The organism is Streptomyces sp. CCM_MD2014 (assembly GCF_000772045.1).
Taxonomy (GTDB): Bacteria; Actinomycetota; Actinomycetes; order Streptomycetales; family Streptomycetaceae; genus Streptomyces; species Streptomyces salinarius.
The window spans coordinates 850,903-868,103 of sequence record NZ_CP009754.1 but is presented as its reverse complement, the minus strand read 5'-3'; the positions used below and the strand labels follow the sequence as shown (position 1 = coordinate 868,103).

The 17,201-nt window shown below is 71.1% G+C and carries 7 protein-coding genes; 3 read left to right on the top strand and 4 right to left on the bottom strand.

Translation table 11 applies throughout. From position 1 onward, the window contains the following. Window positions 1–28 precede the first annotated feature (28 nt). The 3 genes from NI25_RS03910 to NI25_RS03900 are packed head-to-tail and all read right to left on the bottom strand — an operon-like array spanning window position 29 to window position 2,833. Entirely contained in the window at window positions 29–853 is an 825-nt protein-coding gene (locus tag NI25_RS03910; RefSeq protein ID WP_061441081.1) for a DUF4097 family beta strand repeat-containing protein, read from the bottom strand. A 22-nt stretch (window positions 854–875) separates the two neighbouring features. Then, a complete protein-coding gene (locus NI25_RS03905; protein ID WP_199560809.1) occupies window positions 876–1,553 on the bottom strand; it encodes a response regulator transcription factor in 678 nt (225 codons plus the stop codon). A gap of 5 nt (window positions 1,554–1,558) precedes the next feature. After that, window positions 1,559–2,833 carry a sensor histidine kinase gene (locus NI25_RS03900; RefSeq protein WP_078884497.1) on the bottom strand — a complete coding sequence of 425 codons (1,275 nt, stop codon included), beginning with the start codon at window positions 2,831–2,833 and terminating at the stop codon, window positions 1,559–1,561. Window positions 2,834–3,015: 182 nt separating this feature from the next. Here NI25_RS03900 and NI25_RS03895 point away from each other — a divergent pair, with 182 nt between their 5' ends. Together NI25_RS03895 and NI25_RS03890 are read left to right on the top strand one after the other, a co-directional pair. Further along, window positions 3,016–5,241 (top strand): MMPL family transporter, encoded by a 2,226-nt coding sequence (locus NI25_RS03895; RefSeq protein WP_078884496.1) that lies wholly within the window; start codon window positions 3,016–3,018, stop codon window positions 5,239–5,241. A 124-nt stretch (window positions 5,242–5,365) separates the two neighbouring features. Then, window positions 5,366–6,070, top strand: coding sequence for a 4'-phosphopantetheinyl transferase family protein (locus NI25_RS03890; RefSeq protein WP_158508432.1), 705 nt, complete (start codon window positions 5,366–5,368; stop codon window positions 6,068–6,070). 112 nt (window positions 6,071–6,182) lie between these two features. Here the strand turns inward: NI25_RS03890 and NI25_RS03885 are convergent, their stop codons facing one another. Then, window positions 6,183–7,445, bottom strand: coding sequence for a helix-turn-helix domain-containing protein (locus NI25_RS03885; RefSeq protein ID WP_061441078.1), 1,263 nt, complete (start codon window positions 7,443–7,445; stop codon window positions 6,183–6,185). Window positions 7,446–7,787: 342 nt separating this feature from the next. Here NI25_RS03885 and NI25_RS40455 point away from each other — a divergent pair, with 342 nt between their 5' ends. After that, window positions 7,788–17,072 (top strand): non-ribosomal peptide synthetase, encoded by a 9,285-nt coding sequence (locus NI25_RS40455; protein ID WP_158508431.1) that lies wholly within the window; start codon window positions 7,788–7,790, stop codon window positions 17,070–17,072. Window positions 17,073–17,201 lie beyond the last annotated feature (129 nt).

The following is a 17,201-nucleotide window of genomic DNA, read 5'->3' as shown; positions in this document are numbered from 1 at the left end:
CCGGGCGGTGCCTCGGCGTCGACCGCTGTCAGTCGTTGCGCAGCGTCACGTCACCGATCTTCGTGCGGGCCTCCACCACCGTGGACGAGGAGGTGTCCACCTCCACGTCGACCTTCCGGTCGCCGATCTCCGTGAGGGCGTCCACCGCGAACGGGCCCGCGGCAGACGGGAGGTGCAGCTCCACGTCCCCCAACTTGCTGACGGCCTCGAGCCTCTTGAACGGCTCGATGTCTTCGACCCGGACGGCACCCGTCTCCGATCGGGCCTCGGCGCTGTCGAAGTCGACGTCCCTGAGCGTGACGGCGCCGGTCTTGCTGGAGGCGACGATCCGGTCGCCGATCACGTGCTCGACGCGGACGTCGCCGATCCGGGTGCGTGCCTCCACCGACGCCCGCACGCCCGCCACGGACACGTCGCCGAGCCGTGTCCCGACCTCGACCCGGGTGCCGGCCGGCACCGTCAAGGAGTAGTCCGACCCGCACTTGCCCATGCCCTCCCCGCACGTGGTGGTGATGCGCAGGGTGTCTCCGTCCTGCTCGATCTTCTCGTCGGGGGAGCGCAGCGACTTCGTCAGCTTCTTGTGCAGCTCCGTCTTCTCGCCCTGCCCGGCCACGTCGATCCGAACGTCGCCGCTGTCGATCGCCACCTCCACCGTCCGCACCGACTCGTCGATCGCCGCGGTGTCCGTGTCCGAACGGGTGACCAGGAACAACAGCATGTACCACGCCGCTCCGCCGACGAGCGTGATGCCGGTGAGGATCGCGAGGAGGCGGAGGACGCGCCGCACGCGGGGGCGCCGGGAGGGCCCCCGAAGCGGTGGTGCCGAACCGGTCGAGCTGAGGGTCTGGTGCATGTCTTACTCCCGTATCCGGTGGTCAGCGCGGTTCGGTGGGGTGATCGTTCGAAGGGGAGTCGAGATACTGCAGGACGGCACGGACGCGGCGGTGGCCCTGGTCGTCGGGGAGCAGGTCGAGCTTGGTGAAGATGGAGCGGATGTGCTTCTCGACGGAGCGTTCGGTGATGAACAGGCGTGCCGCGAGGCCACCGTTGCTGAGCCCCTCGGCCATCAGGGCGAGCACCTCCCGCTCACGCGCGGTGAGCGGTGCGAGACGGTCCTGTTTCTGATTGCCCGCGAAGATCTGGCTGATCACCTCGGCGTCGAGTGCGGTGCCGCCGTCCGCGACGCGGTGCAGGGTGGCCACGAACTCGTCCACGTCGGCGACGCGGTCCTTGAGCAGGTATCCGAGGCCCACGCTGCCGTGCGCGAGGAGCTTGGAAGCGTAACGGGCCTCCACGTACTGGGAAAGGACGAGGACGGGTTGGGCCGGGTCGGTGGCGCGGATCGAAAGAGCGGCGCGCAGCCCCTCGTCGGTGTGCGTGGGAGGCATGCGTACGTCCACCAGGCACAGGTCGGGGGCGAGGTCGGCGACCAGCGCGAGCAGTTCGTCGCCGTCTCCAGCCTGCCCCACCACGTCGATGTCCTCGTCCATGAGCAGCTTGGCGAGGCCAGTCCTCAGCAGGACGGAGTCTTCGGCGATCACGACGCGCAACATGTCTGCTAGGCCCTCCAGGGCAGTGTGACGTCGACGACGGTGGGTCCGCCGACGGGGCTGGAGAGCGTGAGGTGTCCGTCGACCGCCCGGACGCGGTCCCGCAGCCCGCTGAGGCCCGACCCCCGGGCGGGGTCGGCGCCGCCGATTCCGTCGTCGGTGACGGTGAGCCGCAACAGGTTCTCATCACGCAGGACGGTGACGGCGGCCCGGTCGGCCGCGGCGTGCTTGGCGATGTTGGTGAGCAGCTCGGAGACGACGTAGTAGGCGACGGCCTCGGCCCGCGGACTGGGGCGCTGCGAAAGCTGGACGGACAGGTCCACCGGGATCGGGCAGCGCGCCGCGATGGTGGTCAGGGCAGGCTCGATGCCCTGCTCGGTGAGGATCGCCGGGTGCAGGCCGCGCGTGACGTCCCGCAGCTCCTGCATGGCGGCCTTGGCCTCCTCGTGCGCGGCCATCACGAGCGCCTGGGCCTTCTCCGGATCCCGTGCGAAGCGGGACTTCGCGCGGCCCAGACTCATGGCCACCGAGAGCAGCCGCTGCTGGGCTCCGTCGTGCAGGTCGCGTTCGATGCGCTGACGCTCCAGCTCCGCGGCGTCCACCATCCGCGAGCGGCTGTCCTCGAGGTCCAGCATCCGGCGTACGAGGTGGTCGACGCGGTTGGCTCCGAGCATCCGGGTGACCAGGGCGGACTCGGTACGGGCGAGCGGCCCGCCGAGCCACAGCCCGGCGGTGAGCAGCGCGAGCCCGACGACGCCGCCGACCGCCGCACCGGGCAGGGTCGCCACGTCCAGACCGAGCAGGGAGGAACCGTCCGGCATGAGCGGGCCGACGAAGGGCAGCAGGGCGAGCAGCAGGCCGGCCGCGAGCACCATCATCACCAGACCGCCCGCGCCGAGTCCCCACAGCGACATGACGGCGGTGAAGCCCAGCTCGCGCCAGGCGCGTTGACCGAAGAGCCGCTCCAGGCGGTCCTTCCAGCCCTTGCCCGTCGTGACGACCGGCGTGTCGATGGTGAAGTCCCGCAGGATGTACAGGCGTTCGCGATCGAGCCTGGCGATCCAGGACGCCAGCTTCATGGCCAGGGGCACCAGCGGCAGCCCCAGCAGGAGCAGCGGGGTCAGGGCGGCCCCGAGCGTGAACAGCACGATGGGAACGACGTACAGCGGCGACATCGCGAGCGTGGTCAGCAGCTGCAACAGGTCGTCGCGAGTGTTCCTCGAGAGCAGGCCCCGTGCGACGCGGTACAGGGCGACTCGAATGCGCGGTGGCCTCAGCCGCATGACGCCCTCCGATTCAGATCGACTGGACAGGATCTTAGGCAGGGGGCCGCGCCGCTCCGAGCGTGCAGACGCGCCCTTTCGAGGTAGTGGCAGCACTACCCGTCCACGGGTGGTCGCACGCCCGACAGCGGCCGCACCGCTGCGTAGCGTCACGGCGTACCCCTTGACGAGGAGCTCTGACGATGTCAGTCACCGAAGAGAAGGACACCCCCCACGCCCGCCCCGAAACCTCGGGGGCGCCGCCCCCACGCGGGTTCGTGGAGCGCACGGCCGCGTGGAGCATGGCGCACCGCAAGAGCACCATTCTCCTGTGGATCGTGGCGGTGGTCCTGGCGTATGCGGCAAGCATGGTCACAGGTATCCAGGACCAGGAGGACGCCGACAACCTGACCGGGCAGGCCGCGGTCGCGGAACGGATGCTGGACGGTGCCGACTTCGCCGACGACGGCGTCGAGAACGTGCTGATCCAGGCCCGCAACGGCGAGCTGCCGGCGCAGACGGCCGAGTCCGTGGTCGCGTCGCTGCGCGAGCGTTACGACGCGGTGAACGAAGTGACCCGGGTCGGTGACCCCGTTTCCTCGGAGGACGGGCGCAGCGTACTGCTGCCGGTCACCCTGGAGCTGGGCAGCGGCGACGAGAAGAAGAAGCCCAAGGCCGTGGTCGGCCCCATGCTGGAGGCGACTGAAGCCGAGCAGGAGGCCCGCCCCGACCTGCGCGTCGAGCAGCTCGGAAAGGGTTCAGTCACCAAGGAGCTGAGCACCCAGCTGGGAGCCGACTTCCGGCGGGCGGAGTTCATCAGCGTGCCGCTGACGCTGGTGATCCTCCTGGTGGCTTTCGGCGCACTGCTCGCCGCCGGACTTCCGGTACTGCTCGGCATCACCTCGGTGGTCTTCGCCTTCGGCCTGGCCGGTGTGACGTCACTCCTGGTCCCCGTGAACGAGAACCAGGCCAGTCTGATCCTGCTGATGGGCCTCGCGGTCGGGGTCGACTACTCGCTCTTCTACATCCGGCGCCGGCGCGAGGAGCGGGCGCTCGGCAAGTCCCCGGACGCGGCGCTGCGCATCGCGGCGGCCACGTCGGGGCGGGCCGTCCTGGTCTCCGGTCTGACCGTGGCGATCGCCATGGCCGGCATGTTCCTCTCCGGCAGCATGCTCTTCTCCTCGCTGGCCCTGGGCACCGTCCTGGTGGTCCTGGTGGCCGTGCTCGGCTCCCTGACGGTGCTCCCGGCAGCGCTGGCGGGCCTCGGAGACAAGATCGACCGGCCGAGGATCCCGCTGCTGTGGCGGCGCACCACCGCCGTGGGCAAGGAGAGCAAGCTGTGGGCCGCGGTGCTTCGTCCCGTCCTGAAGGCACCGGGGGCGAGCCTGGCCGTCGGCCTGGTGGCGATGCTGGCCCTGGCCGCGCCCGCGCTCGGCATGAAGCTGAAGATGCCCGGCGACGAGGACCTGCCCCGTTCCTACGAGATCATGAAGACGTACGACCGGGTGGTCGAGGCCTTCCCGAGCGAGGGCACCTCCCACGACGTGGCCGTCGAGACGGACGAGGCCGACTCCGGCGAGGTGGCCGGCGTACTGACCGAGCTGCACGAGAAGGCGATGGCCACCGGCAGGTTCGCCGAGTCCGAGAAGCCCGACCTCGCCGTCTCCGAGGACGGGACGGTCTCCCGGCTCGAACTGCACGTGAACGGCGACGCCGGCGGCTCCGAGGCCAAGGAGACGCTGACGCTGCTGCGCTCGCAGCTTGCTCCGGAGGCCTTCGCGGACACGGACGTCGACAAGTGGGCCGTCGGTGGTGAAACGGCCTTCTCGGCGGACTTCTCCCAGACGCTGGAGGACCGGCTGCCCTTGGTGATCGGCTTCGTGACCCTGCTCTGCCTCGGGATCATGCTGCTCGCGTTCCGTTCGGTGGCGCTCGCGCTGCTGACCGGACTGCTCAACGTCCTGTCCGTTGCGGCCGCTTACGGTGTGCTTGTCCTCGTCTTCCAGAACGAGTGGGCCGAGAATCTCCTGGGCTTTGACTCAAACGGAGCGGTAGTTTCCTGGCTTCCGCTTATCCTGTTTGTTGTCCTGTACGGCCTGTCGATGGACTACCACGTATTCGTGCTGAGCCGGATTCGTGAGGGCGTGAAGCTGGGGGGCTCCACACATGCGGCGGTTAGGCACGGCATCCTCACATCCGCCGGCGTGGTCACCACGGCTGCCGTGATCATGGTCGCGGTGTTCGCGGTCTTCGCGACGCTGTCCACCCTCGAGATGAAGCAGCTGGGTGTGGGCCTGGCCGTCGCCATCCTTCTCGACGCCACCTTGATCCGCGGTGTGCTGCTCCCCGCCGCGTTGACTCTGCTGGGTTCACGGGCATGGAAGGAGCCGCGGTCGATGCGCAAGGTTCCAGCCGTCTCCCACGACTGATCGGATGTCCGAGGAGGGAAGGCCGGAGTCCTGCCGGGGCCTTCCCTCCCCCCAGCCCGGCGGCCGGCGAACTAAGGAGATCAGGGATATGGGTGGGTGGGCCACGGTTCCTTCCGGTCTGGTGGTGAGATCGGGCGAGCTCCACGTCTTCAAAGCCCCGCCGGGGCCGTCCGGCCAGGACGTCGAGGAAGCGCGGGGCCTGGTCACCGACGAGGAGCGGGACATGGCGGAGGCCTTGGGCCGTGTCGGTGACGGAGCGGCCTTCTTACGCACGCGAGCGCTCACCCGCAGAGTGCTCGGCTGGGTCCTCGGACGCAGCCCGGTCGACATCGAGTTCTGCCGCTCGGAGCACGGACGGCCCGCTCTGGTGGACCGCGAGGTGTGCTTCAGCGCCGCCTACGGAGGCGGACAACAGCTGGTGGCCGTGTCGCTGGACAGCGAGGTCGGTGTCGACGTCCAGGACGGTGAAGTGGCGTACGGCGAGAATCTGCACCTGTCCCTGACCGAGTGGGAACAGCGGTTGCTCCGCCGGCTGTCGCCGTCCGCACGGAGGATGTTCTTCCTGAGCCTGTGGACCCGCAAGGAGGCGGTGCTGCGCGCGACGGGCTACGGACTGCGGGTGCCGCCCGAGGAGGTGGACGTGCTCGTCGAGGACGGCGCGGGCGCGGTGGCGGTGCCACTGCCGGACGGCGCGGGGGTCGTCGAGGTGCAGGTGCGTGACCTGCCGGGCGGGCGTGGCGCGGTGGCCGCCGCCGCGGTTGCGGGCCCCGTGAGCGCCCTGCACACCTGGATCTTCGATCTGTCCCTCCAGCAGGCGCACTGTCACTGAACCCCGAGGGACACGGGCGCTCTGCCCACTGAACCCCGGCTGACCGGACTCGGCGCGACAATCCCCCGGCGCGCTCACGTCCGGTCAGCCGGCCGGCTCCGACCGGCCCCGCTCAGGGGCCGGTCGTGAGCAGTTCGCTCAACTGCCTCCAGGCCTCCGAGGCCTGACGGTAGGCGCCGGCCCGGTCCAGGATCTCGGCCGCGTGCCGATAGCACTCCTTGGCCGCGTCCACGTCACCGGACATCGTGTGCGCCCGCGCCGCGAGCAGGTGGCACTGACCCTGCCCGGCCAGCGGGAGTGTGACACCGCCCTCGCGTATCCTGGCCGTCAGCTCCAGGATTCGCTCCGGCTTCTCCAGACGCAGGGCCAGCTGGGCCTCGGCCAGCATCAGGTCGGCCATGTCGTCCTCGCGGCCCACCAGTTCGAGGGCCTGGCGTGCGCGTGCCAGCAGCCGCGCCGCTTGCTGCGCGGCGTCGTCCGAGGGGTCGTACTCGAGACGGAGCGCCGCGGACGCGCGGCACAGCCGGGCCCAGGCCGCCAGATTCGCGTCCGGGTGCAAGCAGTCGAACGCCTGCTCGTGCAACCGCGTCGCGTCTCGGGGCCGGTCGCACAGGAAGCGGGCGCTGCCCACCGCCCAGTACACCTGGCCGCGCAGCTGCCGGGACGGGATGTCCTCAGCGATCTCCTGGAGCGTGTCCGCGAGGTTCGAAGCGTTCTCCAGTTCCCCGCTGTCGGCATAAGAGTTGACAAGAGCCAGCATCGCGCCCACCCGTTCGTGTGCGGTGGGCGGCAGTGCGACGGTGACCGACACGGCGTGTTCGGCGGCGCGGACGGCTTCCCCCAGTCGCCCCTGGCGGTGCAGGTTCCTGGAGAGCGCGGTGGCAACGCGCGCTGCCAGCCGGGGCGTCTCCTGGGACAGGGTGGCCTGGGACAGGTCAGTGAGGACGGTGTGCTCCTCGGCGGCATTGCCCAGCTCCCGCAAGATGTCGGCGAGGTCCCACGCCGCCTCCCACAGCACATCCTCCTCGGCGTGCCCCCCGGCCTCCGCGCAGATGCCGCGCAGTACCCCCGCGGCATCCGCCAGTTCACCGTCCTTGCGCAGGGCCCGTGCCTCGAGCAGCCGGCCGGCTATGTCGAGACGGCGGCTGCGCAGCTCCCCCTCTTCTTGTGGGCCGGGGCTGGCCAGGGCCTCCAGGGGCACGTCGAGCCGGCGGGCGAAAAAGGCCGCGATCAAATCGTTGGGCGAGCGCTGCCCGCTTTCCACGCGAGAGACATAGCTGGCCGACACCTCGTCGCCCGCCAGTTCACTCTGGGAAAGGCCGCGTTGTACCCGCAGTTGCCTCAGTCTGCGTCCGAACGCGGGCTGTTCGATCATTATCGTCCTCCGGGATCGCCTCGGCTTGCCGGGAGGCGGCAAGCGACTGCCACAAGGTCCGGCCACGTGGCCATCGCTCTTGGTCAAGCATGCGCTGTGCAGCATGGTCACCGGTTCTTACGGCGGCAGGGTACGGCTCGTGCGGTTGAGCTGTCGAACTGCGGCCGGCACTCGAGAGGGTCTGGGCAAAAAGTTGAAGGTGTCGCAGGTCAAGAGCTTCCTGGCAATCCTCGTGCAAAATCTGGCTTGAACTGTGACAGGTAGCTGTCTACAGTCGTGACACATGTGACGGGTTCTGTCACATGTGTGACAGCTTACGGGGAGGGCGTCGCAATGGATGTCATGCATGCTGGGGAAAGCTCCGAGGCCGAGCGGATATCTGAGGGCTTCGAGGTACCGCTTTCCGTGGGGCAGGCCTCCCTCTTCTTCCTCCAGGAGCTGGCACCCGAGGCCGCCGCCTACCACGTGGCCGGATGTGTGACGGTCGCCGAGCCTCTCGACGCCGAGCGGCTGCGTCGCGCCTGGGATTCCGTCTGCGCCCGTCACCCGGTGCTCACCAGTGTCGTCGCACCCCGGGCCGAAGGTTACGTGCAGCGTTGGCAAGTGGCCGACGCCCCCTTCACCGTCCGCCGGACACCGGGAATCGCCCCCGGGGATCTCCGGGTGCTCGCCGCCCGCGACTACGAGCGCCCCTTCGTGCTGGACCGCGAGGCGCCCGCCCGGCTCTTCGTCTACCAGGACGCCGAGTCCAGCACCCTGAACCTCGTTCTGCATCACGTCGCCGGCGACATGAGCTCCCTCTTCATCGTTCTGGAAGACCTGCTCACCGCCTACCGGTCCGACGCGGGCGGGGGAGCGGGCGCGGCTGTCGAACCCGACACCTCCTACGCGCGTCACGTGGCCGCGGAGCGTGCGTTTCTGGACGGTCCGCGCTCCGGGCGGTTGCGTGACTACTGGGCGCGGCAGCTCGAGGACTGCGCGTTCGCTCTCGATCTGCCCGGGATGACCGCGCCCCGTCCGGTGGCCGATCCGGACGCGCCTGCCCACGTCCCGTTCCGGCTCGACAGCGAACTCCTGTCTCGAACAAAGGAGTTGGCCGACAGCAGTCGCAGCACCACCGCGACGGTGCTCCTCGCCGCCTTCAACGTGCTGCTGCACAAGCTCACCGGCTGTGACGACGTTGTCGTCGGCTTCCCGGTGGAGGGCCGGAAGAAGTCCTTCAAACGGACCGTTGGCCACTTCACCAACTCCCTGCTGCTGCGCACCCCGGTCGCCGCCGACCACGCCTTCGACTCGGTCCTGGCCGCCACCCGCGCCGCACACGTCGGTGCCGTACGGCACCGGGCCCTGCCCACGCCGACGGTGCTGGGGCGTCTGACGCCGGGGTCGGCGCTCTCCGGTCAGTCGCTCTACCAGGTGAGCTTCCAGTTCGAGTCGGATCGCCTCTCCTACGGCACCAGGTCGATCCTCGGCGGGCTGGGCACCGTACACATCGCCGGATACGACACCGAGCCCGTGCCGGTCCGCCAGCAGGTGGCACAGTTCCCGCTGCGGATGCAGGCGGGTGAGATCGACGACGAGATACGCGGGGTGCTCCACTACGACCCGGCCCGGCTGGACGCGGACACCGTCGCCGGCTACGCGCGGCTCTTCGAGAACCTGGTGCACCAGGCCGTCTCCGACCCGACGACGACCGTCGCCGAGCTCGGTGTCGGTGGGGTGGTGTCGTCGTGGTCGGGTGTGGGGGTGGGGGCCGTGGGTGTGGGGCGGCCGGTGTTCGAGGCGGTGGTGGCGTTGGCGGGTTCGGCGCCTGGTGATGTGGCTGTGGTGGATGGTGGGGGTGAGTGGACTTATGCGGAGTTGGAGCGTGCGTCGGCGGTAGTGGCGGCGCGTTTGCGTGAGTCGGGTGTGGGGCCGGATTCGGTGGTGGGTCTGTGTCTGCCTCGTGGTGCGTTGATGGCGGTGGCGATGCTGGGTGTGCTGCGGGCCGGTGGTGCCTGGCTGGCGCTTGATCCTTCGTATCCGGTTGAGCGGTTGCGGTTGATGGTGGGGGAGGCGGGTTGTGCCGTCGTTGTCCGTGGTGGGGGTCAGGCGGGGTTGCTCGACGGGTTGCTGCCTGCGGGGACGGTGGTGGTGGAGGCCGATGGTCTTGATCTGACGGTGGAGGTGGACCGGGCGGGGCTGGACGCGGCGCACGAGGACGATCTGGCGTACCTGGTCTTCACGTCGGGTTCCACCGGCCGGCCCAAGGGCGTGGCCGTCACCCACCGCACGCTCTCCCGGTCCACCGCGGCACGCGCCGCCTTCTACGGACCGCGGCCGCCACGCTTCCTGCTGCTCTCGCCCTTCGCCTTCGACAGTTCCTACGCGGGCGTCTTCTGGACCCTCACGTTCGGCGGCACCCTGGTCGTGCCCGACGCCGAGCAGGTCAAGGACGCCGACGAACTGGCCGCCCTGGTGGAGCGGCACGCACTGACCCACACCCTGACGGTGCCCTCGTTCTACCGTGCTCTGCTCAGCCGGCCGGGCGGTCCCGGCCGTACCCTGCGCACCGTTGTGGTCGCGGGTGAGGCCTGTCCCGCCGACCTGCTCGCCGAACACCGGGCCGTGCTTCCGGACAGCGACCTGGTCAACGAGTACGGACCGAGCGAGGCCACCGTCTGGGCCACCGGTCACGTCTGCGTGGACACCGATTCCGGCCACGTGCCCATCGGCACCCCGATCGCCGGTACCACCGTGTTCGTGCTGGACGGGTCGTTGCGTCCGGTGGCTGCGGGCAGTGTGGGTGAGCTGTTCGTGGGGGGTGCGGGTGTGGCGCGTGGGTATGCGGGGCGGGGTGGTCTGACCGCCGAGCGGTTCGTGCCGGATCCGTTCTCGCGGGTGCCGGGTGCGCGTCTGTACCGCACCGGTGATCTGGTGCGTTTCGGCGCGGACGGGGCCCTGGAGTTCTGCGGTCGTGTGGACGAGCAGGTCAAGGTACGCGGCTTCCGCGTGGAACTGGGCGAGATCGAGGCCGTGCTCCGGTCCGCCGCGGACGTCACCGACGCGGTGGTGACGGCCGTGGCCGCGCCGGAGGGAGGCGAACTGCGTCTCGCCGCCTACGTGGTGACCCCGAACGGCCTCCCCGTGGACACCACCGCTCTGCGGGCGTGGGTCGCGGAGCGGTTGCCCGCGCACATGGTGCCCGCCGCCATCACCGGCCTCGACGCACTGCCGCTGTCCCCGAACGGCAAGGTGGACCGCCGGGCGCTGCCCGCACCCCGCTGGGAGGCGGCCGACGAGGGATTCGTCGCTCCCCGCAACGAGGTGGAGCGGCGGCTGGCCGAGGTGTGGTGCCAGGTGCTGGGCCTGGAACGGGTCGGCGTGCACGACGACTACCTGGCGCTCGGCGGGGACTCCATCCTGTCGATCCAGGTGGTCGCCAAGGCCCGCGGGGCCGGCATCCGCATCAGCCCGCGCCAGATCTTCGAGCACCCCACGATCGCCGCCCTGGCCCCGCAGGCCGAGGACCTGCCTTCTGAACGCGACGGCGACCGGGGCGACGGCCTCCACGGCACGTCGTCCGACGCCGTCGCCGCCGGGCCGCTGCCCACGGAACTGCTCGCCACCTGGGAACGCGCCCACGGTCCGCTGCACGCCGTGTGGCCCATGACCGGACTCCAGCAGGGCATGCTCTACCACGCCCTGGCCGAGCCCGAGTCGGACGCCTACACCGAACAACTGGTGTGCACCCTGAGCGGCGTACTCGACCCGCAGGTCTTCCTCGACGCCTGGCGTCGTGCCGTGAACAGGCACTCCGCCCTGCGTGCCCACTGCGCCTGGCAGGAGGTCGACGCACCCCTGCTCGTGGTGCCACGGGACATCGACGTGCCCGCGGTGTACGAGGACTGGACGGCCGTGGACGACGGTACCGGCAGGTCCGCGGCGGAGCGCCTCGACGAGTTCCTGGCGAGCGACCGGCGCTCCGGCTTCGAGCTGAGCGGCAGTCCCCTGGTGCGCCTCGCGCTCTTCCGCACCGCCGCGGAGGAGTGGACCTTCGTGTGGACCAACCACCACATCCTGATGGACGGCTGGTCGCTGCCCGTCGTCGCCGGTGACGCCTTCGCCCTCCACACCTCCCTGCGCACCGGCGCCGAGCCCGATCTCGCACCCGCCCCCGACTACGGCGCCTTCGTGCGCTGGAACGCGAGCCGTGACGCCGGCGAGGACGAGGCCTTCTGGCGCAAGCAGCTTTCCGGCCTCACCGCCCCGGCGCTGCTCGCCCCCGTGCGCGCGACGGCCGCCGACCCCCGCACCGCCCCGTACGAGCCCTCCCTCCGGCTGTCCGAGGAGCGCTCGCGAATCCTGCGCGACGTCGCCCGCGAACGGGGCGTCACCGTCGCAGCTCTGGTCCACGCCGCGTGGGCCCTGGTGGTCGCTCGGCGCACCGGTGCCCGGGACCTCGCGGTCGGCAGCGTGCTCTCCGGGCGCCCCGCCGAGATCGACGGCATCGAGCGCACCGTCGGCCTGTTCATCAACACCCTGCCGCTGCGCGTGCGAATCTCCGACGGGATGCGGGCCGACGAATGGCTCGCCTCCGTCCACCAGGGCCTGCAGGACCTCACCGACCACCAGCACGCCCCGCTCACCGAAGTGAGCGCCTGGGGCGGGGCCCCGGCGGGTGCCCGCCTCTTCGACTCCATCGTCGTCGTCGAGAACTACCCGATCGAGGGCACCGCCACCGACGGTTTCACCGTGGACGGCGCGCGCCTCGTCGAGCGCACCGACTACCCGGTCAGTGTGCAGGTGATGCCTGGCGGCGAGCGCCTGGAGCTGCGGCTGTGCGTCGACGCCACGGCCTTCGACCCCGCCGGCGCGCAGCGCCTCCTCGACGACCTCGACCGCTCTCTGGACGCGCTCACCGGAGACCCGGGGGCCACTGTGGGGGAACTGGCCGCCGGTGTCGGTGGGGTGGTGTCGTCGTGGTCGGGTGTGGGGGTGGGGGCCGTGGGTGTGGGGCGGCCGGTGTTCGAGGCGGTGGTGGCGTTGGCGGGTTCGGCGCCTGGTGATGTGGCTGTGGTGGATGGTGGGGGTGAGTGGACTTATGCGGAGTTGGAGCGTGCGTCGGCGGTAGTGGCGGCGCGTTTGCGTGAGTCGGGTGTGGGGCCGGATTCGGTGGTGGGTCTGTGTCTGCCTCGTGGTGCGTTGATGGCGGTGGCGATGCTGGGTGTGCTGCGGGCCGGTGGTGCCTGGCTGGCGCTTGATCCTTCGTATCCGGTTGAGCGGTTGCGGTTGATGGTGGGGGAGGCGGGTTGTGCCGTCGTTGTCCGTGGTGGGGGTCAGGCGGGGTTGCTCGACGGGTTGCTGCCTGCGGGGACGGTGGTGGTGGAGGCCGATGGTCTTGATCTGACGGTGGAGGTGGACCGGGCGGGGCTGGACGCGGCGCACGAGGACGATCTGGCGTACCTGGTCTTCACGTCGGGTTCCACCGGCCGGCCCAAGGGCGTGGCCGTCACCCACGGCCAACTGGCCGCTCACCTCGCACAGATCACCGAGTCCTTCGGTCTGACCGCCCGTGACCGGGTCATGGTCTTCGGCTCCTTCTCCTTCGACGTCAGCACCGAGCAGCTGTTCGCGCCACTGGCCGGGGGCGGTGCGGCCGTGATCCGGCCCGACGGACTTCTGGGCACCGAGGAGCTGCTCGCCTTCCTGGCCGCCCATCGGGTCACGGTCTTCAACCCGCCGACCGGCCTGTGGCGGCAATTGGCCACCGCCCTCGCCGACGGCGCCGCCGTGCCCGCGGCACTGGACCTCCGGCTCACCGTCGTCGGCGGTGACGCCATGCCCGCGTCCGAGACCGCCATCTGGCGGGCCGCCGTGGGCGGCCGCGTCATCAACGCCTACGGGCCCACCGAGACCGTCATCACCGCCACCGTCCACGAGGTCGCCGCCGGCGAGGTGCCGGGAGGCGCGACCACCGGAACCGTCCCGCTCGGACGGCCGCTTCCGGGTCGCACCGTGTTCGTGCTGGACGGGTCGTTGCGTCCGGTGGCTGCGGGCAGTGTGGGTGAGCTGTTCGTGGGGGGTGCGGGTGTGGCGCGTGGGTATGCGGGGCGGGGTGGTCTGACCGCCGAGCGGTTCGTGCCGGATCCGTTCTCGCGGGTGCCGGGTGCGCGTCTGTACCGCACCGGTGATCTGGTGCGTTTCGGCGCGGACGGGGCCCTGGAGTTCTGCGGTCGTGTGGACGAGCAGGTCAAGGTACGCGGCTTCCGCGTGGAACTGGGCGAGATCGAGGCAGTGGTGCGTGGTGCAGCCGGGGTGGCCGACGCCGCCGTGGCCGCCGTGCCGCCGCCCGGCGGCGGCGAGGCCCGACTGGTGGCATACGTCGTCGCGCGCACCGGTGCCGTCTGCGATCCGGAGACGGTGCGGGCGTGGGCGGGGGAGCGGTTGCCCGCGCACATGGTGCCCGCCGCCGTCGTGGTCCTCGACGCGCTGCCCCTGTCGGTGAACGGCAAGGTGGACCGTCGCGCACTGCCGGCCCCCGCCTGGGAGGCGGCCGACGAGGGATTCGTCGCTCCCCGCAACGAGGTGGAGCGGCGGCTGGCCGAGGTGTGGTGCCAGGTGCTGGGCCTGGAACGGGTCGGCGTGCACGACGACTACCTGGCGCTCGGCGGGGACTCCATCCTGTCGATCCAGGTGGTCGCCAAGGCCCGCAGGCTCGGCATGCACATCACCCCCCGCCAGATGCTCCGGCACCCGACCATCGCGGGTCTCGCACCGCACGTCGAGACCGGCGTGGCGGCGGGCATCCACGCCCGGAAGGACGGCACCGACGCGCTGAGCCCGATTCAGCGGTGGTTCCACGACCTGGAGCTGGTCGCACCGGACCACTGGAACATGGACGTGCTCCTCGACGTCCGCACCCGGGTCCGGCCCGACGAGCTGACCGCCGCGCTCAACGCCGTCGCCGGCGCCCACGAGGCGCTGCGTACCCGCTTCGTCGACCTCGACGGCGGTGGAGTGCGGGCCGTGGTCGACGCGTCGGTCGACGTCCCGGTGGACCTCACCGACCTGTCCGCCGTACCCCTGGACGAAGCCGGGCCGCGACTGCGTGAGCTGGCCGACCGGCTGCACACCCGACTCGACCCCGCGCACGGCCCGCTCCTGCGGGCACACCTGGCCGACCTCGGCCCGCGGACTCCGCAGCGGCTGCTGCTCGCGGCTCACCACTTGGTCATGGACGCGGTCTCCTGGCGAATCGTCCTGGAGGACCTGGAACTCGCGCTCGACGCCGTGCGGCACGGCCGCACCCCCGCGCTCCAGCCCGAGGGCACCACGCACCGGCAGTGGACCGCCGAACTCCGCCGCCGGTCTCTGGACCCGCAGATCATCGACCGGGTCCGCGCCGAGATCGCCGAGATCGCCGAGGTCGCCGAGATTTCCGGGCCGGCGGGTCCGGCACCGGCCGGGTCCGCACCCGGGACCGAGGGCGCCGCGCGACGGGCTCGCCGGGAGCTGACCGCCGAGCAGACGGACGAACTGCAGCGTGCTCTCGCGCACCGGCTCGGTGGCACCCTCGAAGAGGGGCTCATCACAGCGGTGGCCCGCGCCCATGCCGGTGTCGCCGGGCTCGGCACGGTGGTCGTGGAGCTGGAGAGTCACGGTCGCGAACACCTGCACCCGGACATCGACCTGTCCCGCACGGTCGGCTGGTTCACCTCTCTGGTCCCCTTCCCCGTGGCCATCGCGCAGGACGGCCCGCTCGGAACCCTGTGGGACGTTCGCAGCCGGCTGCGGGAACTGGTGCACCGGGGCATCGACCACGGAGTGGTCCGCCACCTGGCTCACGACGCGGAGCTGGCACGCCGCTCGGAGACGGTGCCCGGACCCCACCTCAACTTCAACTACCTCGGCCGGGTCAGCACCAGCTCCGACCCCAAAGCCCTGCTCGAACTCCGCGCACCGGGCTTCGGCCAGGTCCGCGACCCGCGCGGAACGCGTCCGTCCGCGATCGTGGTGGAGAGTCTCGTCACCGACGGGTGCCTGGCCGTCGAGGTCGAGCACACCGGACAGGACGCCGCCGACGCGCTCGTGGACGCCGTCCTGGAGGAGCTTCGCTCGCTGACCGCCGCGCGTGACGTGCCCCGCCTCGGCTCCGGGCTGCGGCACGGCGTCGCACCGGTCGCCGCCGTACGCGACTGGGCCGCCCGCTGGGGCGACCTGACCGCGGTGTGGCCGCTCACGCCCACGCAGGAAGGCATGCTCTTCCGCAGCCTGACCGAGGACGGTTCGGCGGGCAGCGGAGTCTACGTGGAGCAACTCGTCTGCGTCCTCGAAGGCGATCTGGACCAGGACGCGTTCGCGCGGGCCTGGCAGGCGGCCGTCGACCGGCATGCCGTGCTGCGTGGCGTGTGCGTGTGGCAAGACGTGCCGCGCCCACTGCTGGTGGTGCCGTCGGCGCGCGAACTGCCCATCGCTTTCGTCGACTTCACCGAGGATCACACGGGCGGGGGAGAACGGGCGGACACCGGGGTGCGGCACGTTCCGGCAGACCCCGAGGCACGGCTGGAAGCCCTGGTGCGCGAGGACCGGCGAGCCGGCTTCGACCTGCGAGAAGGACCGCTCGCCCGGCTCACGGTGATCCGCCTCGAGGACGGCTGTTGGGCCTTCGTGTGGACGAACCACCATGTACTGTTCGACGGCTGGTCGCTGCCCATCCTCCTGGGCGAGGTGCTCGATCACTACACCGCGACCTGCCGGGGCGAGAGCTGGACGCCCGGCCCTGCGGCGGACTTCGGGTCCTTCGTCCGGTGGGCGGCCCGTCAGGACACGGACGCCTCACGAGAGTACTGGTCCGGTGTGCTCGCCGGCTTCGACCCCGTACCCATCGCCCCGCCGGCGGACGCTCCCGCGGTCCACCGGGACTACGTGGTCCGGCTGCCAGCCGACGACACCGAGAGGCTGCGGGAGGCCTCGGCACGCTTCGGCGTCACCTTCGGCGGCGCGGTCCACGCGGCGTGGGCGCTCACCCTCGCCGCCGAGGCCGGCACCGACGACGTGGTGTTCGGCAGCGTGGGTTCGGGGCGGCCCACGGACTTGGAGGACGTGGACCGGATGGTGGGGATGTTCATCAACACCGTTCCGCTGCGCACCCGGCTGCCGGCCGGCCTCCCGGTCGGTACCTGGGCCGGGGACGTGCAGCAGGCCCTCAACCAGGCCCAGGAGCACATTCACACGCCGCTCGCCAAGATCGCCGTATGGAGCGGGAGGGCGAGCTCCTCCGACCTCTTCGACACCTCGGTGATTGTGGCCAACTTCCCCTTCGCCGACCTGGGCACCGGGCTCCCCGGCCTGTCCGTGGTGCGTTCCGAGACATTGGAGCAGACCGAACTTCCTGTCACCCTGTCCGCCGCCCCCGAGGGAGACCGGCTTGTCATCGCGCTGAACCACGACACCGTTCGCGTACCCACCCCCCGGGCTGCCGCACTCGCCGACCGATTCTGTCTCGCCCTGACGGCCCTCGCGGACGGAACCGCCACCGTCGGCGAGATCCGGGCCAGGCTGCGGCAACGCGTCCTGGAGGAGCGCGCGGCCGGCCGGATCCGTCGTGCCGGGCGCCTGGGGCCGTCCGCCCGCTCGCGCGGCTGAGCCCGGCCCCGACCCGTATCCCGCCATCGCGCCACCCCGGGCCGGCCCGTCCCGTCGCCATCGGACCGGTGGCGATGCATCCGTGCGGCCGGTCCGACTCCACCTGCCCGGATGCCGCGCAAGCCCTCG